The sequence below is a fragment of the Sulfurimonas sp. hsl 1-7 genome (assembly GCF_030577135.1).
Taxonomy (GTDB): Bacteria; Campylobacterota; Campylobacteria; order Campylobacterales; family Sulfurimonadaceae; genus Sulfurimonas; species Sulfurimonas microaerophilus.
Map to the genome: position 1 here is coordinate 108,214 of NZ_JAUIRR010000004.1, position 17,740 is coordinate 125,953.

21 protein-coding genes, 2 tRNA genes and 1 other RNA gene are annotated in these 17,740 nt (G+C 35.4%); 14 read left to right on the forward strand and 10 right to left on the reverse strand.

All coding sequences use genetic code 11. The features are described 5' to 3' along the window. Positions 1 to 5 precede the first annotated feature (5 nt). Positions 6 to 194: a 50S ribosomal protein L28 gene (gene rpmB / locus QWY88_RS09350; protein WP_013326380.1), complete on the reverse strand. Its 189-nt coding sequence runs from the start codon at positions 192 to 194 to the stop codon at positions 6 to 8. Positions 195 to 353: 159 nt separating this feature from the next. On the opposite strand from rpmB, the gene QWY88_RS09355 reads away from it, so the two are divergent. From QWY88_RS09355 to QWY88_RS09375, 5 genes are read left to right on the forward strand one after another with little or no spacing between them, the layout of a single operon-like run. Then, positions 354 to 1,151 (forward strand): HDOD domain-containing protein, encoded by a 798-nt coding sequence (locus QWY88_RS09355; protein ID WP_304546128.1) that lies wholly within the window; start codon positions 354 to 356, stop codon positions 1,149 to 1,151. After that, a complete protein-coding gene (locus QWY88_RS09360; RefSeq protein ID WP_304546129.1) occupies positions 1,151 to 2,545 on the forward strand; it encodes a chemotaxis protein CheX in 1,395 nt (464 codons plus the stop codon). Before QWY88_RS09355 ends, QWY88_RS09360 begins: the two co-directional genes overlap by 1 nt. Before the next feature lie 51 nt (positions 2,546 to 2,596). Continuing rightward, the gene (gene rpe / locus QWY88_RS09365) at positions 2,597 to 3,238 is read left to right on the forward strand and encodes a ribulose-phosphate 3-epimerase (RefSeq protein WP_304546215.1); all 642 of its coding nucleotides are present in this window, start codon (positions 2,597 to 2,599) and stop codon (positions 3,236 to 3,238) included. Between the two features lie 17 nt (positions 3,239 to 3,255). Beyond that, entirely contained in the window at positions 3,256 to 3,843 is a 588-nt protein-coding gene (locus QWY88_RS09370; protein WP_304546216.1) for a phosphoribosylanthranilate isomerase, read from the forward strand. Next, positions 3,830 to 4,627 (forward strand): 3'-5' exonuclease, encoded by a 798-nt coding sequence (locus QWY88_RS09375; RefSeq protein WP_304546130.1) that lies wholly within the window; start codon positions 3,830 to 3,832, stop codon positions 4,625 to 4,627. The genes QWY88_RS09370 and QWY88_RS09375 overlap by 14 nt, the downstream gene beginning before the upstream one ends. Positions 4,628 to 4,634: 7 nt before the next feature. On the opposite strand, the gene accA is transcribed toward QWY88_RS09375, so the two are convergent. The 5 genes from accA to gpmI all read right to left on the reverse strand — a co-directional run bounded on the left by accA (position 4,635) and on the right by gpmI (position 9,468). After that, positions 4,635 to 5,570, reverse strand: coding sequence for an acetyl-CoA carboxylase carboxyl transferase subunit alpha (gene accA, locus QWY88_RS09380; RefSeq protein WP_304546131.1), 936 nt, complete (start codon positions 5,568 to 5,570; stop codon positions 4,635 to 4,637). A gap of 16 nt (positions 5,571 to 5,586) precedes the next feature. Further along, the gene (locus QWY88_RS09385) at positions 5,587 to 6,804 is read right to left on the reverse strand and encodes a beta-ketoacyl-ACP synthase II (protein ID WP_304546132.1); all 1,218 of its coding nucleotides are present in this window, start codon (positions 6,802 to 6,804) and stop codon (positions 5,587 to 5,589) included. A gap of 121 nt (positions 6,805 to 6,925) precedes the next feature. Then, on the reverse strand, positions 6,926 to 7,156 hold the full coding sequence (gene acpP, locus QWY88_RS09390; RefSeq protein WP_193113119.1) for an acyl carrier protein: 231 nt from the start codon (positions 7,154 to 7,156) through the stop codon (positions 6,926 to 6,928). Positions 7,157 to 7,218: 62 nt separating this feature from the next. Next, positions 7,219 to 7,965 carry a 3-oxoacyl-ACP reductase FabG gene (gene fabG, locus QWY88_RS09395; protein ID WP_304546133.1) on the reverse strand — a complete coding sequence of 249 codons (747 nt, stop codon included), beginning with the start codon at positions 7,963 to 7,965 and terminating at the stop codon, positions 7,219 to 7,221. Between the two features lie 27 nt (positions 7,966 to 7,992). Continuing rightward, on the reverse strand, positions 7,993 to 9,468 hold the full coding sequence (gene gpmI, locus QWY88_RS09400; protein WP_304546134.1) for a 2,3-bisphosphoglycerate-independent phosphoglycerate mutase: 1,476 nt from the start codon (positions 9,466 to 9,468) through the stop codon (positions 7,993 to 7,995). A gap of 83 nt (positions 9,469 to 9,551) precedes the next feature. Here gpmI and mraY point away from each other — a divergent pair, with 83 nt between their 5' ends. From mraY to QWY88_RS09440, 8 genes are all read left to right on the forward strand, one after another. Beyond that, positions 9,552 to 10,613, forward strand: a complete 1,062-nt coding sequence (mraY, locus tag QWY88_RS09405; protein ID WP_304546135.1) for a phospho-N-acetylmuramoyl-pentapeptide-transferase — start codon at positions 9,552 to 9,554, stop codon at positions 10,611 to 10,613. Further along, positions 10,610 to 11,173: a phosphoribosylglycinamide formyltransferase gene (gene purN / locus QWY88_RS09410; RefSeq protein ID WP_304546136.1), complete on the forward strand. Its 564-nt coding sequence runs from the start codon at positions 10,610 to 10,612 to the stop codon at positions 11,171 to 11,173. The genes mraY and purN overlap by 4 nt, the downstream gene beginning before the upstream one ends. Then, positions 11,161 to 11,760, forward strand: coding sequence for a trimeric intracellular cation channel family protein (locus tag QWY88_RS09415; RefSeq protein WP_304546137.1), 600 nt, complete (start codon positions 11,161 to 11,163; stop codon positions 11,758 to 11,760). The genes purN and QWY88_RS09415 overlap by 13 nt, the downstream gene beginning before the upstream one ends. Before the next feature lie 45 nt (positions 11,761 to 11,805). Continuing rightward, positions 11,806 to 11,881 (forward strand) — tRNA-Phe (locus tag QWY88_RS09420). Positions 11,882 to 11,905: 24 nt separating this feature from the next. Continuing rightward, positions 11,906 to 11,981, forward strand: a tRNA-Phe gene (locus tag QWY88_RS09425). A gap of 86 nt (positions 11,982 to 12,067) precedes the next feature. Continuing rightward, positions 12,068 to 12,442: a transfer-messenger RNA gene (gene ssrA / locus QWY88_RS09430) on the forward strand. A gap of 185 nt (positions 12,443 to 12,627) precedes the next feature. Further along, positions 12,628 to 13,890 carry a tyrosine-type recombinase/integrase gene (locus QWY88_RS09435; protein ID WP_304546138.1) on the forward strand — a complete coding sequence of 421 codons (1,263 nt, stop codon included), beginning with the start codon at positions 12,628 to 12,630 and terminating at the stop codon, positions 13,888 to 13,890. Beyond that, positions 13,887 to 14,783, forward strand: coding sequence for a tyrosine-type recombinase/integrase (locus tag QWY88_RS09440; protein ID WP_304546139.1), 897 nt, complete (start codon positions 13,887 to 13,889; stop codon positions 14,781 to 14,783). Before QWY88_RS09435 ends, QWY88_RS09440 begins: the two co-directional genes overlap by 4 nt. Here the strand turns inward: QWY88_RS09440 and QWY88_RS09445 are convergent, their stop codons facing one another. The 4 genes from QWY88_RS09445 to QWY88_RS09460 form a co-directional block, all read right to left on the reverse strand. After that, positions 14,784 to 15,224 (reverse strand): hypothetical protein, encoded by a 441-nt coding sequence (locus QWY88_RS09445; RefSeq protein WP_304546140.1) that lies wholly within the window; start codon positions 15,222 to 15,224, stop codon positions 14,784 to 14,786. Positions 15,225 to 15,395: 171 nt separating this feature from the next. Beyond that, positions 15,396 to 15,713, reverse strand: coding sequence for a hypothetical protein (locus QWY88_RS09450; RefSeq protein WP_304546141.1), 318 nt, complete (start codon positions 15,711 to 15,713; stop codon positions 15,396 to 15,398). Then, on the reverse strand, positions 15,710 to 16,372 hold the full coding sequence (locus tag QWY88_RS09455; protein WP_304546142.1) for a hypothetical protein: 663 nt from the start codon (positions 16,370 to 16,372) through the stop codon (positions 15,710 to 15,712). Before QWY88_RS09455 ends, QWY88_RS09450 begins: the two co-directional genes overlap by 4 nt. A 13-nt stretch (positions 16,373 to 16,385) precedes the next feature. Then, complete coding sequence (locus tag QWY88_RS09460) at positions 16,386 to 16,556, reverse strand: helix-turn-helix transcriptional regulator (protein ID WP_304546143.1); 171 nt, start codon at positions 16,554 to 16,556, stop codon at positions 16,386 to 16,388. Positions 16,557 to 17,108: 552 nt separating this feature from the next. On the opposite strand from QWY88_RS09460, the gene QWY88_RS09465 reads away from it, so the two are divergent. After that, positions 17,109 to 17,588 (forward strand): hypothetical protein, encoded by a 480-nt coding sequence (locus tag QWY88_RS09465; protein WP_304546144.1) that lies wholly within the window; start codon positions 17,109 to 17,111, stop codon positions 17,586 to 17,588. Positions 17,589 to 17,740: the final 152 nt, after the last annotated feature.

The window sequence follows — 17,740 nt, forward strand, 5'->3', positions numbered from 1 at the left end:
TAAAACTACGAATTTTTCTTAAGTGTGCGTAGCTCTCTTGCAGAGATCTTAATCTTTTTCGTTGTACCATCTTCTAATGTGATACGCACTGTTCTTAGGTTTAATAAAAAACGACGCTTAGTTCTGTTTTTTGCGTGAGAAACATTGTTTCCACTCATCGGCCCTTTGCCGCTGATAGCACATCTTCTTGCCATTTCAGTATCCTTGAATGATATTTAAAGTTGCGAATTATACCAAATTAAAGCAAAACTTCAACTTAAGCGAAATAATTCTAACGCTCTAATAGCGATTTATAATTCTTTTATGTAATTATAGCTAGAATTAAACCAATTACAAAATAAAAAGTAGACAAGTTGATTACTAAAGCACAAATTGATGATTTTATAGGAAAGATTCCCCCTTCTCCTCAGGTTTTAAAACAAACGGTAGCTATCCTTAATGCAGGGGAGTTAAGCAAGGCTGCTAAAGTAGCATCTCAAGATGCAGCAATGAGTAGTTATCTCAAAAATATTGTCAATAAACCTATCTACGGCTTTAGACAAGAGGTAAGCGATATATCTCAAATCTTTGGAATTTTAGGTCTCTCAGGTTCACAACAAGCCGTATATAACTATATGATCAGTTTACTAAGTCCTGCACAATGGTCACTTTTTAAACTTAACTCACATACTTTTTACGAGCTCCAGGCAATTTTAACGACAAATTGGCAGAAGATTTTAAAACATCTCAAAATTGAAGACAAAAACATTGAATCTGCGATCACATTACTTCCATCTAGTATTATCGTTGCGGATGCTCTTTTTGGTCAAAAACTAGAGGATGTAAACCTTTTAAGAAGTGCAAGTGCAATAGACTACAATACAATATTAAAGAGATTGTGCGACATGGACCTTTTTGATATCTGTGAAAAGATTGCGGAAAAATGGGAAATGGATCCTATTACATCTGAAATACTTCAATGTGCATCGGGTGTTAAACCTTCAGAAGATAAAAAGATCAACTTGCTTGGGAAATGGATGCATCTCCTTCTGTTTTATACTTTATCCAAACCGGAATTCATTGAGGCGACACTCAATGACTTTATCGACTTTCAGATAGACTTTGTTGAAGATATCTATCCCGACTTTATCACTTTAATGGATGTACAGTAATGAGAGCAGTTGTAAAAAATGGGATTGGAGTATTCCATCCCCAAGGTTTCTTAGACGGTAATGCCGTAAACTCTTTACTCAGTGTAGAAGATATTGAAGCGACCCTCAAATTAAATGTAGAGATGGTTTTAGTATCATTAAAAAAGGTGATCTTTTTTAATAGAAACGGTTTAGATGCTTTTGTAAAAATGTTTCAGAAAGTAAGAAGCGAGAACCAAAGCATGGTCGGTTTTTGTGATTATGATGCCAAGAAATATAAGGCAATGATGAAGTTTTATTCTGAAGGGTTAAATTTCTCACTGTTCCAGACACTTGAGATTGCAGAACTTTTGACATCCAGCTTTAGAAATCAACAAAAAAATGTTCTTCTTTTTAGTGACGACAAATCACAACGTGCTGCAATGGCAATAGAGCTTCACGATAACGGGCACAACCCCATCATCGCACAAACTCAAGAGGAGTTTAATGAAAAATCTGCAGCAAAAGACTCTTACGATCTTATAATCGAAAATACTTATCTTGGACAGATGGGACAAAAAGTTGCAACTCGTGTTACCGGTAATGCAATTATCTATACGGTTAATTCTTTTTTAGATGCAGAGATTGGTAGTACTTTTAATATAGCATACCATAACAACTCCTTGCAAATAGGTTTTAGACTCTTTATTTTTGATGCCTATAAAGTTGTAAGTATGAATATTCATGCACTTAATTTTTTCTCAAAACTCGCATCTTCTGCGGCTGAATTTAACGCAACAATCTGTTTTGTCGGAATGACTTTCGATAAGACACCAAAATCTTTTAAAGAGACACTAGAAGATGCCGGTATCATGTTTTTTAATCAAATGGATGATATCTTACAAAATAAAGAGTTGTTAGAAGAACTTGGTGCAAGCAGTGCAGCAGCTACAAAAAACAAACGTGCCCTTACAAAACAGGTGGTAAGCGAACTGCCAAACTTCATTGATGCATCAGTTGCGACTATTGAGATGATGACCAATGCACAAGCAGTGAAAAAAAATGCCAAAGTGGATAAGATAGTTATCACTGAGAAACAGGGGAAAGTAGCAAGTTCTATCGGCTTTTACGGAGATATAGACGGAATGGTAATCTTGGTTTTCCCGCTTAGTATCGCTAAAAAAGCTTGTGAACTGCTTATCGGTGAAGAGACAGATGATAAAGATATGATCTTAGATACACTAGCAGAACTTGTAAACATAGTGGGTGGTAAGATTAAAACTCTATTGGCGGATGAAAATATCAGCGTTGATATTACCCTGCCGAGAACCTATCCGGACATCGATTCACTGCTTGAAATTACACAAGGAAGAAATGCCGTAGAAGTTGACCTCGCCTTTAGTAATGACAGGTTTTTATTTTTCTTAACAAGATAAAAGCTATTTTCATCTATAATTTCGTAACTTATTAATATGGATTTTATAATGATGCAAGTAGCTCCAAGTATTTTATCTGCCGATTTCGGTAATCTCGCTCGTGATGTGCAAGAGATTTGTGAAGGCGGCTGTGATCTAGTTCACGTTGATGTAATGGATGGACATTTTGTTCCAAACCTGACAATCGGCCCCGTTGTTGTTGAAGCGGTTGCAAAAGCTGCAACTAAACCGCTTGATATTCACTTAATGGTGGAGAACAATACATTTTTTGTTGAACTATTTGCTCCTTTAAAACCTGAATATATCTCTTTTCATATTGAAGAGGAGAAACACCCACACAGACTTATTCAAAAGATCAGAAGTTACGGAATTAAGCCTGCTATTGTTTTAAACCCACATACACCGCCTGAATCTATCGAATTTTTATTACAAGATTTAGATATGGTTTTACTAATGAGTGTAAATCCAGGATTTGGCGGACAAAGTTTTATTGAGACGGTAATCCCTAAAGCAAAAAGACTTCAAGCACTTCGTGACAAGATCAATCCGAATTGTCTAATCGAAGTTGACGGCGGTGTTAGCGATAAAAACGTACAAGTACTCAAAGATGCAGGTGTAGATGTTGTTGTTGCGGGAAGCTATGTATTCAAACATGAAAACAGAGCTGAAGCTATTAAGAGCTTACAAGTTTAAAGTTTCCAATAATGGCTATGCGTACAAAAATCTGTGGAATAACTTCAATTGAAGATGCTATGAGCGCAATTGAAGCCGGAGCAAATGCCCTTGGTTTTGTTTTTTATGAAAAATCGCCGAGATATCTTACGATAAAACAAGCACAAGAGCTGATCAAACAGCTTCCCCCTTTTGTTGAAAAAGTAGCACTCTTTGTCAATGAAACACCACAAACGGTAAATTCAATTTGTAAAGAGGTTGGTGCTACACTTGCACAACTTCACTATGAAGTGGATGAAGATTTCTGCGCACAGCTAGAGGTACCGCACATCAAGGTTATACGTGCTAAAACTAAAGAGGATATCTCACAGTATGCAAACGAATACAGACTTGTAGATGCATATTGTGAAGCGTATGGCGGGGCAGGAAAAAGGATCAACATCGAATGGTTTGAAGGTGTTGACTGTTCTAAAATCATCCTCGCAGGAGGACTTGATCCGCAAAATGTTGCATCAGTTAAAGAGTATGGTTTTTACGGTGTAGATGTAAGCAGTGGGGTTGAGATCAGCCACGGGAAAAAAGATCCAAAAAAAGTGAAAGAGTTTATCAAAAATGCTACGACATAATATTTCCCTTGATGATAAAAGTATCTCAAGACTCTCTACAAGAGGTTTATCGCTTAAAACATTAAAAGATCAACTAAATGATGAGCTAGATACATCTCTGGAGCTTTTTAAACTACAAGGTTTAAATATCGTCAAACATGAAGGCTACTTTTACTTTGATACACGTTTTATACCTGTAGAAGAAGCAGAGTTTTGTATCGTAGATATAGAAACAAACGGCTCAAAAATTGAAAAACATCAGATTATCGAAATAGCTGCCGTTAAAGTACAAAATAATAAGATTATCGATAAGTTTGAATCTTTAGTATATGTAGAGCAGATCAATCCTGCAATTACAGAGATTACTGGGATTAAAGCAGAAGACACAAAAGATGCTCCACAGCTTCCCAAAGTACTAAATGAGTTTCGTAAATTTTTAGGTGATGCGATATTTGTAGCGCATGATGTGAAATTTGACTATATGTTTATCTCTAAGAGTATGGAGAAGATAGGACTGCCACCACTACTGAACCGTTCACTTTGTTCGCTTGCACTTGCTGAGAGAACAATAGTCTCATACAGATACGCACTCTCCTATCTAAACGATTCACTTAACCTCAATCCAAATGCACAGCACCATAGAGCTATGAGTGATGTACTGACAACGTACGGATTATTTTTATTATCGTTAGAAAAGTTAGATGAAGATATAAAAAATGTAGAAGATTTGATAAATTTTTCGAAAGAGGCAAAAAGGCTCAAACGTCCGAAGTTTGATCCTTTAGCTAAAAAAGAGGAAGAGTAATTTTAAATTACTCTGCGAAAGCTCCCGGTTTTACAAGTTTGTTGTAACGCGCTTCCATACGCTCTTCTTCATTCATTGATTTTAACTCTTTAAGAGACTCTAAAACATAATCAGAGATAGCTGTTGCAGCTGCTTCTTTCTCACGATGAGCACCAATTAACGGCTCATTGATAATATCATCAATAAGGTCTAGTTCTTTAAGGTCAGCTGCAACAATTTTCATCGCATTTGTAGCAGCCTCTACTTTTGAAGGATCGTTCCATAAAATTGCAGAACAACCTTCAGGAGAGATAACACTAAACACAGAGTAACGCATCATAGCGAACTTATCAGCTACACCGATTGCAAGTGCTCCACCTGAACCACCTTCACCGATAACGATAGAGATAGTTGGTACTTTTAATTCAGCAAATTCTAAAAGGTTTCTAGCGATCGCTTCAGACTGGTTACGCTCTTCAGCTCCAATTCCAGGATATGCACCCGGAGTGTCTACTAGCATCACTATCGGCATACCGAATTTTTCAGCTAATTTTGCAGCACGTAAAGCTTTACGGTAACCTTCAGGGTGTGGCATACCAAAGTTACGTTTTAACTTATTCTTTGTACCACGCCCTTTTTGCTCACCGATAACCATAACTTTTTCGTCACCGATGTATCCCATATAACAGATAATCGCAGCATCGTCACGGAAATGTCTATCTCCGTGAATCTCATACTTATCTCTTACAATTAGATTGATATAATCAAGTGCGTATGGGCGATCTAGGTGACGAGCCAGTTGTAATTTTTGAAAATCAGTAAGATTTCCATAAATCTTTTCAACTTCACTCTCTAGATTCGCCTGTAACTTTTCAACTGCTGCATAGTCATGACGAACTTGTGCAGAGATGATATCCTCTTGAATGAACTTGATTTTATGTTCAAAGTCTAAGTATGTAGCCACATTATTTCCTTATCGTTTATATCTTTTTGAAGATAAGAACGCCGTTAGTTCCACCAAAACCGAATGAGTTTGACATAACTACATTCAGTTCAGCTTTTCTAGCACCTTCAGTAACGTAATCTAAATCACAGTTTTCATCCGGCGTTTCATAGTTGATTGTTGGAGGGATGATACCATCTCTCATAGCCATTAGACAAGTAACAGCTTCAATACCACCGGCAGCACCTAAACAGTGACCGATTTGCCCTTTAATTGAACTCATCGGAGGACAGTTTTCTTTTCCACCAAGAAGCTCTTTTACAGCAGCTGTTTCATTTTTATCATTGATCGGTGTTGAAGTACCGTGAGCATTTACATAATCAACTTTTGGACGACCAGCCATCTCGTATGCAGCTTTCATAGCACGTGCCGGACCGTCAAGACTCGGAGTTGTAATGTGGTTTGCATCACCACTTTCACCGAAACCAATAACTTCACCGTAAATTTTAGCACCACGAGCAACTGCCATCTCATACTCTTCAAGTACTAATGCAGCAGCACCTTCACCCATAACGAAACCATCACGACCAGCATCGAACGGACGAGAAGCGTGTTTTGGATCATCGTTTCTAGTTGAAAGAGCTTTCATTGCAGCGAAACCACCAACACCAACACCAGTGATTGCAGACTCAGCTGAAACAACTAACATTCTGTCAGCTCCGTTACACATAATTGTTTTACATGCTTCACTTACTGCGTGTGTACCAGCTGCACAAGCTGTTACAGAAGATAAGTTTGGACCTTGAACACCGTGTTCAATAGATACAAACCCACCAAGCATATTTACAAGTGCTCCAGGGATGAAGAATGGAGATATTCTTCTTGGACCACGAGTCTCTAAAATTACAGAGTTTTTCTCGATTGAAGGTAATCCACCGATACCACTACCTGCTGAGATACCAAATCTTGTTTTATCGATATCTTCAGGGAAACCTGCATCTTCCATAGCTTCAGCAGCAGCTTTTAAACCGAAATGGATAAATCTATCAGCTTTTTTTACCTCTTTTGGAGGCATTACAGTTTCTGGATCAAAATTTTTCACTTCACCTGCAATTTTTACAGAAAAGTTTTCCGGGTCAAAAATAGTAATAGTGTCTATACCACATTCACCATCACAAATTGCTTTAAATGAACTCTCTTTGTCATTACCAACAGAGTTAATCATTCCTAACCCAGTTACTACCACTCTTCTCATTAAATATCTCCGTAATATTAAGTTAAATATTTTTATAAACCAACTATAAAAGTTAATTGGTAAAAATACTTCAAATTTTTATAAAAGGGGAAAACCCTTTTATAATGAAAACTAATCTTTCTTAGTTTTTGCTTTCAATGTAAGCAACTACATCAGCAACAGTTTGAATTTTTTCAGCTTCATCATCAGGAATTTCGATATCGAATTTCTCTTCTAGAGCCATTACTAGTTCAACAACGTCAAGGCTATCAGCACCTAAGTCTTCAACGAATTTCGCATCCTCTTTAACTTCATCAGCGCTTACGCTTAGTTGTTCAACTACTACTTCTTTAATATCATCTAAAAGTGCCATTATAGCTCCTATATTTAAGTTTAAAATCTCGTAATTATAGCATAAATATCTTAGATAAAGATTTATGCCATATTCATTCCGCCGTTGACTTTCAGCGTTTCACCCGTAATATACGATGCATGGTCAGATAGTAAAAATGCTACAGATTCGGCAATTTCTCTAGCCTCACCCATTCTCTGCATTGGAATTTTTGAGTTCAATTCTGCTTTTACATCATCACTTAAAACTTCTGTCATTTCAGTTGAGATGAAACCAGGAGTAACAGTGTTAAATCTGATTCCGCTTGTTGCAGCTTCTAGTGCAAACGATTTAGTCATAGCGATAACTCCACCTTTACTTGCAGAGTAGTTTGTTTGTCCCGCATTTCCAGTTTCACCTACGATCGAAGCGATATTTACAACTGAACCGAATTTTTTCTTTCTAGCCCCTTTGAAAAATTCACGACATCCAATGAAACAAGATGTTAGGTTTGCATTGATTACAGACATAAAATCTTCTGTTTTCATACGAAGAGCAAGTTTATCGTTTGTGATACCTGCATTGTTTACTAGGTATGAAAGTTCTCCGTCGCTGTCGATAATAGTTTTTATAGCATCAGTAAACGCAGCTTCATCACTTACGTCAAAACCGATTACTGCCGCAGAACCGCCTGCTGCTTCGATCTCTTCTTTTACTTTATCAGCTGCCTCGGCACCGCTTCTATAGTTAACCCATACTTTTAAACCGAAACCTGCTAAAGTTTTTGCAACTTCAGCACCGATACCACGACTTGAACCTGTAACTAATACATTTTTTCCACTAAATTTCATTAAAATTTTTCTCCCTTTTTAAATTGATTATATTAAACTGTGATCCATCTCTGCCGGAACTTCAAGATCCATAAGTTTTAAAACAGTCGGTGCGATGTTGTTTAAACCGCCAGATTCAACTTTACTTACACCTTCAGCTTCTACGAAACACCAAACTTTTCCAACCGTATGGTTTGTCAGGATATTCCCCTCGTCATCTTTCATCTCTTCACAGTTTCCATGATCAGATGTCAGTACAAATGCATACTCTTTCTCTTTTGCTTTTGTAAAGATTTTGCCAAGTTCAGCATCTACAGCTTCAACAGCTTTTACAGCAGCGTCGAAATCTCCCGTATGACCAACCATGTCACCGTTTGCAAAGTTTACTACGATAAAGTCGTACTCTTCATCCATTGCATTAAGTACCGCTTCACCCACTTCTGCTGCACTCATTTCAGGTTTCATATCGTAAGTTTTAACATTTGGTGACGGAATTAAAACACGTGTTTCGTTTGCGTAAGGCTCATCGATTCCACCGTTTAAGAAAAATGTAACATGTGCATATTTTTCCGTCTCTGCCGTATGTAATTGGCGAAGGTTATTATTGCTAATCACCTCTGCCAAAGTATTTTTCGGCGCTTCTTTTCTGAAAAGTACAGGATAAGTAAAACTTTTATCATATTCTGTAATTGTAGCTAGATTTATATTGATTGCTTTTCTTTCAAATTCGCTAAATTCATTTGAAGCAAGAGCAGTTACCATTTCACGCATTCTGTCACTTCTAAAGTTAACAGTTAAAACTGCATCACCCTCTTGCATCCCTTCATAACCATCAAAAGCAGTAGGTTCCATAAACTCATCTGTTTCACCTAATGAATACGAATGTCCAACATACGCTTCAGGGTTCATTGAAGTTTTTGGTTGGGCATGTACGATCGCATCGTATCCACGCTTGATTCTTTCCCATCTGTTATCTCTATCCATAGAGTAAAAACGTCCAGATATAGTTGCTATAGAGATATTATCGTTTAGATGTTCGTGTACGATTTTAAGATATTTGTTCGCCGATGTCGGAGATACGTCTCTACCGTCTGTAATAAGGTGTAAAAATACTTTTTTTCCTTGACGAGCCGCAATGTCAGCTATCCCCATAAAGTGGTCGATGTGAGAGTGTACACCACCGTCACTCATAAGACCAACAAGATGTAATCTGTCAGAAGTGCCAAGAAGATTTACCAACTCTTCATTATGCTCTAGAGTTTGCTCCTCTAATGCCAAAGAGATCTTTACTAAATCTTGATATAAAACTCTTCCGCTTCCTATAGTCATATGCCCAACTTCTGAGTTACCCATCTGACCTTCAGGTAAACCGACACTAAGTCCAAATGTATCGATCAAAGAGTGGGGAGTGTTCTCAAAAAGTTTGTCATATGTAGGTTTATTTGCATGATAGAATGCATTGTTTTCTGTTTTTGCACAGTAACCAATTCCATCCGTAATCACTAAAACTGCTTTTTTACTCAATTTTATTCCTAGCTATAAAAATTTAACGTATTATACTATAATACACTTTCATTTTTACAAACAAAGCTAAAATAGGACATATATTGATTTATTACTTACACCAGTTTTTAGATATTAACATTTTAGGATATATTACTATCCGTGCAGGTATAGCGTTCTTTATCGCTCTTTTATTTACTCTTTTTTTGATGCCTAAGTTTATAAAATGGGCACAAAGAACATCTAGTGTACAACCGATCAATGAGTGGGCTCCCGATCGACATCAGGAGAAAGCAAAAACACCTACAATGGGCGGTATTGTTTTCATCGGTGCAACGGTTTTTGCATCACTTTTAACTATTAACTTTGAGAACCTTTTTGCTCTGGGTGCAATCCTTACTTTACTACTTTTCTCACTCATAGGTTTTCAAGATGATTTCGCAAAGATCAAAAAAAGTGAAAACTTAGCAGGATTAAAAGCACGAACAAAGCTTGTTTTACAGATAACTTCTGCTTTAATCATTGCGGCATATCTCTGTTTTTTCGCAGGTTTCAATACAGAACTTTATGTACCGTTTCTTAAGACTCCTCTTTTTGATATGGGAGCCTTTGCAATAGCTTTATGGATCTTAGTAATCGTTGCAACTTCAAATGCAGTTAATTTAACTGACGGTCTTGACGGTCTTGCTACTGTTCCATCGATCGCAGCACTAAGTTCTTTTGCCATTATCCTCTATGCAACGGGTCATGCAAAGATCAGTGAATATCTTTTAATTCCAAACATTCCTGTAGGTGAAGTAAGCATCGTTGCAAGTGCACTTGTTGGGGCACTTGCAGGCTTTTTATGGTACAACTGCCACCCTGCGGAAGTATTTATGGGAGACAGCGGTTCACTGACAATCGGTGCATTTTTAGGCTACCTTGCCGTTATCTCAAAAAGTGAGATACTTTTACTACTTATCGGTTCTATTTTCGTGATCGAGACACTCTCTGTTATCTTACAGGTGGGAAGCTACAAACTTAGAAATAAAAGAGTCTTTTTAATGGCTCCTATCCACCACCATTTCGAGATGAAAAACTGGGCTGAAAACAAAATAATTGTACGTTTTTGGATCATAGCTATCCTTTCTAACATTCTTGCCCTTATTACACTAAAAATCAGATGATAAAAATTGCCATTTTAGCCTCACATAACGGGAGTAATTTAGAACCCATTTATGAGGCGATCCAAGCCAACAGACTAGATGCTTCGATCTCGCTGGTTATCTCGAACAATACAGATGCAAATGTATTAAAAAAAGCACAAAAACTTGCACTGCAAAGTCACCTTATAAATGCGAAAACGGTAAGCGATCCCGATCAGAGTATTTATGATCTATGCCTTGAAAATGAGATCGATATGATCGTCTTATCCGGGTACATGAAAAAACTCTCATCTTCACTGACAAGAGGTTTTAAAATAATCAACTCCCACCCTTCTCTTTTACCGAAATACGGTGGTTCTGGAATGTACGGACGCTTTGTTCACGAAGCAGTAATCGCGAACAATGAGACAAAAAGCGGTGTGAGTATCCATTTTGTAAACGAAGCGTATGATGAGGGGGAGATCATCTTACAAAAAGAGATTCTTTTAACAGAAAATGAAACTCCAAGCTCATTGGAAACTCGCATAAAAGAACTAGAAAAACAAGCTATAGTGGAAGCTTTAGAGACATGTTTGAGATAAGTGAATATATCGGTATTATCGCTTTTGCAATGAGTGGTTTTTTTGTCGGTGTCAAAAACAGACTCGATCTTCTCGGTGTACTTATTTCAACATTTTTAACGGCTCTTGGCGGCGGCGTTATTCGTGATGTGATCGTCGATCGTCCCCCTTTTACATTTACACACACCTACCCTGCACTTACTATCTTGCTTGTAATGTTGGGACTCATCATATTTCAATACCATAAACGTAACTCTATCGAGAACAAACCCCTTTTTATACTAAGTGATTCAATCGGGCTAGTATCGTTTAGTATATCGGGAGCTATCATAGGTTTAGAAGCAGGATTTAATCTTACAGGTGTAATTGCAACTTCTTTTATCACCGCCGTTGGTGGAGGGATAGCAAGAGACGTGATCATCAACGAGATCCCATTTGTACTTAAAACGGGATTTTACGGTACGATTGCCATACTTATTGCGCTGAGTGTATATCTTTTAGAGACATTTGGGGTTCTAAACCTTGTAACAAGTACCGCTCTTTTCTTTCTTTTTTTAACCCTTCGACTGTTTGCCTATTATAAAAAATGGTCGATCCCTCTGACATAAGCTAACTTTCAGTCCACAGTAGATATACTTTCAGCCTTAAAAGACGGCCTGTTAGCTCAGTCGGTAGAGCAAGTGACTGAAAATCACTGTGTCCTTGGTTCGATTCCGAGACAGGCCACCACTTCTTTTAAACTTTTACAATAATGGCCAATTAGCTCAGTCGGTAGAGCAAGTGACTGAAAATCACTGTGTCCTTGGTTCGATTCCGAGATTGGCCACCACTTCAAAAAAACTCAAAAAATCATATCTTAAATAACAATCTTTTTGATATAATTCCATTACGCTATACACTTTAGCATTTTAGTTTGGGGCTGACCTGGTTTCGACGGGATTTGGTAGCTTTTAACTGCATGTCGGACTGAGCACTTCCGTTACACGGCTCAACGCGAATAAACGCAAACAATACAAATTATCGCCCAGCTTTAGCAGTAGCTTAAGTTTTTAACCCCTCGCAAGAGGCGGGCTGCTTCACCTGTTGACTCTAGATAGGCAGGACTCGAAGTATAACCCTTATGTAGATATATCTTGTGTCTGTCTCAGCTCAAGAAGAACCTCCGAGACTCGTCTTGTGTAGCTTTGCAAGTTGTGTGAAGCAGGATTAAACTAAACAACTTCTCTAAGCATGTAGACGTTAGGAGTAGCTGAGTTTCGGACTGCGGTTCAATTCCGCACAGCTCCACCATCAATCAATATTTAACAATCTAACAAAATCCATATAATAACCTAAAATAAGTACTTTAAGTCGGTTTTATTGTCTACAACTGTCTATTGATATTTAGGGGTGTCTAAATTTTATAGGGGTTTTTCACGGGGTTTATGATATCATTATCCCAACAAAGCTTTAAATAAACCCCTAAAGGAATTTTGATGGCTAGATATACAAAACCCCTAACAGTGAATGAAATTAAAAATGCACAACCAAAAGAAAAGGACTATAAACTTTTTGATGGAGAAGGACTTTTTTTACTTATTAAAAAGAACGGTGTAAAAACTTGGAAGCTCAAATATACTTTTGAGGGAAAAGAAAAATTACTGGTTATAGGAAACTTCACAGATATTCCACTAGCAAAAGCAAGAGAGCTTAAATCAAAATATAGACAACAAATAGCAGAGGGGATCAATCCATCGGAACAGAGGCAAAACAAAAAGAAAGCCATAAAAGAAAAGCATATAGCAGAAGAAGAAAACACACGCTTTACTTTTAAAAACTTAGCCGAGCAATTACTACTAGAAAGACTTACAAATAACGATATAAGCGATGTACACTACAAAAGGATGTTAAACGCTTTTAAAAATGACGCTTACCCATTTATAGAAAATAAACCGATAAAAAACGTTACAACAAACGATATCAAAACAATCATTACTAAAGTTGCAGAACGGGGAGCGAACGAGTCAGCAAGAAAACTCTATTATGCCCTTTCAAAAACATTTAAAACACTCATTACAAGAGATAACCCACAAAACCCCGATTATAACTATCAAATAACTAATCCTCCAGCTCCTTTAGACCTAGAAAGTTTAGTGGGTAAACGAACAAAACAGAACTACCCTACTTTTATAAAAGATAATGACATCAAAGCACTATTATTAAACATAGATGAATACACAGGCGACTATACAACAAAACAAGCTTTAAGAATGCTCCCATATGTTTTTGTACGCCCTTATAATATTCGTTATGCAGAGTGGAACGAAATTGACTTAAAAAATAAACAATGGACTATACCAGGGACAAAGATGAAAACTAAACACGAGTTAATCGTACCCTTAACAAATAGTGTCATTAAAATTTTAGAAGAGATGAAACCCTTTAGCGGAGATGGACAATATATATTCCCAAGTTTAAAAAATAAAAATGCCCCAATGAGTGACAACACCCTTTTAGGAGCTATAAGAAGATTAGGCTATTCAAAAGATGAATTTGTTCCTCACGGATTTAGAGCTATGTTTTCCACTATCGCACATGAGAAAAGTCCTTTTTTACATGATGTAATTGAAACTCAATTAGCACATAGTGTAGGGAATAGTGTTTCTAAAGCATATAACAGAGCTAAATACCTCGAAGAACGTGTAAAGCTTATGCAATGGTGGAGTGACTATTTAGATGCTTTAAAGGCTAAAAAATGAATATATTTTCTTTACCTCTGCCTAATTGTGACTTAGCAGCACGACTTATCAATGACTTTTTTAATTATTCATTGATACAAAAAAAGTCAAAGACTACTCACGATGGAAGAACAAAACTAGCACTTTCTTTTTTATCTGTTTATTGTCCTAAAGATATAAGTAGAAATTTAGTTATTCAATTTTTAGAAAGTGTGACATCCGGTTCTAGTTCTTCAAGTAAAAATAAACAGAGTTCTTTTATGCGTACGATTTTAAAATATTTATACTCTTTGGGTTACGAAAACTGTAAATTTGAGTTACCTTATATTACAACTAATCCAAAGATACCACCTTACATTTCAGAAGATGAAATGACAAATATTTTAAATAAATACCAAAGAGCTATAAGAACAGCTCCAAATATTTGGAAAGCTAGAAGAGATTATGCACTTTTAATTTTTGCATACGCTACGGGAATGAGAGCAACTGAAATATGTAGATTTAAAATGAGTGATTTAGATAAACAAAGCGGATTTATTAGAATTGAAAATGGCAAAGGTTCAAAAGATAGATATGTTCCAATTGCTCCAAGAGCTATACGAGCATTAGAAGAACTTTATAAATATATGCCAAGTTATTTAAAATCACTTTCTACACCCCTTTTTATTTCCGATACTTTACGAGTATTTGATAAAACAACTTTATGGATGCATTTTAAAGGAGTATTTGGATTAAATCCTCACCTGTTGCGTCACACTTTTGCAACGCATCTTATACAAAACGGTTGTGACGTATATATTGTTTCAGAGTTCTTAGGACATTCAGACCTCGCAACAACTCAAATTTATACACATATCCAGCCACAGCATCTACAAGAAACGGTTAATAAAAACTTTCCGTCAATAAATACATAATCATCTTCTAGTTTGCCAAGATGGTTTTCTGGCTAATTGATTTTGTAAAGACATACTTACAATCTCACTAAATGTTTTTCCACTATTTATCTGCATTTCTTCCAAACACTTAAAAGCACTAGGAGAAATATAAACTTGTAACATTTTCATCTTACGTTCTTTTTGTCTTTGAACATAAGCTCTTTGTCGTTCTGCAACTTTCTCTAAATCTTCTTTTGATTTTTCTTTTATTTCTTTATCTTTATATTTGATATTGTATTTCTCAAAATATGAAATAAGTAATGCAGAATAAACCAATGGAGAACTACCTTTAGCTTTCTTTCTAATAGATGCATGTTGATTTCTTGTTAAATGCGGAATTAATAACTCATACGACTTTTTTAAATGATTTAATCTTTTTTCTTTTAAAGCTTCTAAAATCTTTTGTTCATTTATATCCATAGTAAACCCCTTTATCATTGAATTTATACTTTTATTCTAAAAAACACCGTTATAATATGATGATTTTTTTATAGCCCTATATTTAGGGATTTATTTAACCTTTTTCCTTTTATCGGTAAACTTTTGTTAATTTGACTAGACGCTCGGCTCAGCCTCGCTAAATTTCCTCGCTTACTCGTTCCTCGCTAATGCGCTCGTCTCTCGATCGCTGAGGAAATTCTGTCCGTTAAAGATAAAATATGTATATGAATCAGGACAAGACAAAACAATATTTTCAATCGCTAGCGTATATTGATTTTTATTTACATCTAATTTATATAAATTTGCAAATACTTTTGGATAACCATAATATGGAGGACGGCCAATTAATTCGCCAAATGTTTTCCCTTGAACTTTTGTAATATGAGCTATAACTTTACTCCAAATATCACTTGAAATAAAAAAGCCCGTTTTATTTCCATTATCCACATACGCTTGATAAATATTCATAATTCTATATCCTTTAATTGTGCTATTTCATCATTTTGGAATTTAGTATAAAGATAGTTCCATATCTCATAACTATCTTCTTTAGTTAAAAGACGATTAGAAACAGTATTAAAAATCTTTCCATCTTGTATAGTAAAAACAGTATCACTACGCCAACTTAAATCACTTATAGTAAACCCCTCACTAAATTCATTAATAAAAATATCCCTAAAATGATCAAAAGAAATCTTCTTCTTAGAAGTAGTTTTAGTATTACTTCTTTTAGTATTGTTTCCTATAGTATTACTAGTAGTTGCGTTTTCCGAGTTGGAAAAACCGAGTTGGTTTTCCCGAGTTGAGTTTCTAAACTTGGACGGGTTTTTCGAAGTTTTAGGCTCTAAATGCAATATGTATTTATTAGTTTGAAATCGTCCATTAACTCGTGACTGAACTTTTGTAAGATATCCACAACTTGAAAGTTCATCAATTATATTTAAAATTGCATTCCGACCCTCTTTTAATTGACTTTGTAAACCACTAAGTTTAAAATCCCACTTATCAGGTTTAGAGACCATAAACGTATAAAGACCTTTTGCTTTACAAGAAACGTTTAAATCATTTAAAATATTATTTGGAACTTGTGTAAAGTTAGTATTAAAATCTTTCTCAAGAATGCCCATTACTTACCTTTCACTATATAGCTTGTTGTATATATTCCAAGATATCAGACTCTTTCCAAACTGTTACACGTGGAGAAAGTTTTTTAGGTTGTGGGAGCTTTCCTTGTTTGACCCAAAGCCACACAGTACTTTTTTTAATGCCTACTAAATCCATTACTTGATTTATTCTGATTAACTTGTCCATCATTAAACCTTTTTGTGTTGTGTTAGACGAATGTTAAAATTATCGCATTGAAGTTGAACTGAACTTGTCCAATAAATTTAATAGTAAGGCTTTGAAAACATCGAGTTTATGGGGAATAATTTTATAAAAAGTTGTCCAAAACAAAAACAACGAAAAAAAGCGATGAATATTTTTAGCAGCATATTAAAATATGATGCTAAACCACAACGATCGAATGTTGTTAAAATTCACACTTTTTGTCTATTAAACACGCTAAACTGACAGATAAGTTATTTTGATTTATTAGGAGAATAGAATTTGAATATATAATATATAGTGTATTATTTACACACTTTTAAATTAATAATATTTTTTATAAGCTAATTTATATGAAATATGATATTATCCTTTATTCAGTGTGAAACATCGTGAAACATTTAAAGAGTGTTTTTTGTATTCATATCTTTAAATTTTTTATAAAATGTCGATATTTGTAACACGTATTCTGTAAAATTCAATATATATGAAGCTTTAAAGAATATAATTCGACAATTTTTTCAGGAGGTGGTAATTATGGTTGCATCAACTTATGCTAATAACAGTAGTATTACACTACCATCCTTTAATGTTCAAGAAACTTTAAAAAGCATTGTAGATTCTATTTTTGAGTATACAGAGAAACAAGCTCTTAAAAGAGAATTACAAAACATTGAAAAAAATGTAATTGCTTTAACTTCGAAAGTTCACGATTCAAATGCAAAATGTGAAGCAATTCGTGACTTTATCGAAATATATCATATAAATGATATTGAAGCAGACCAAATAATTCTTAATGAAGTAAATGAAACTGTCTTAGAGCTAAAAGATGAAATTGAAGATGTTCTAGAACGTGAAGATATACATCAAATAGATAAAACTTTTCAATCAACTCTTCTAAATGCATTTGAAGAATTGTATTCAACACTTGTAAATATAGATTTTGCAATATCTCAAAAAATAGCACAGGCTTATCTTGACGGTAAAAGCGACCCAGAACTTCTTCAAGAAGCGTGATCGACTAATAACTAAAGGAATTATAACTTTAGAGGAATATGAAAAGACTCTAAAGTTATATAAAAAGAATCCTAACGATCCAAAAATAAGACCTCATAAAATAAACTGTAAAAAAAATCATCATATAGTATCTATCACAATACCTGACACTC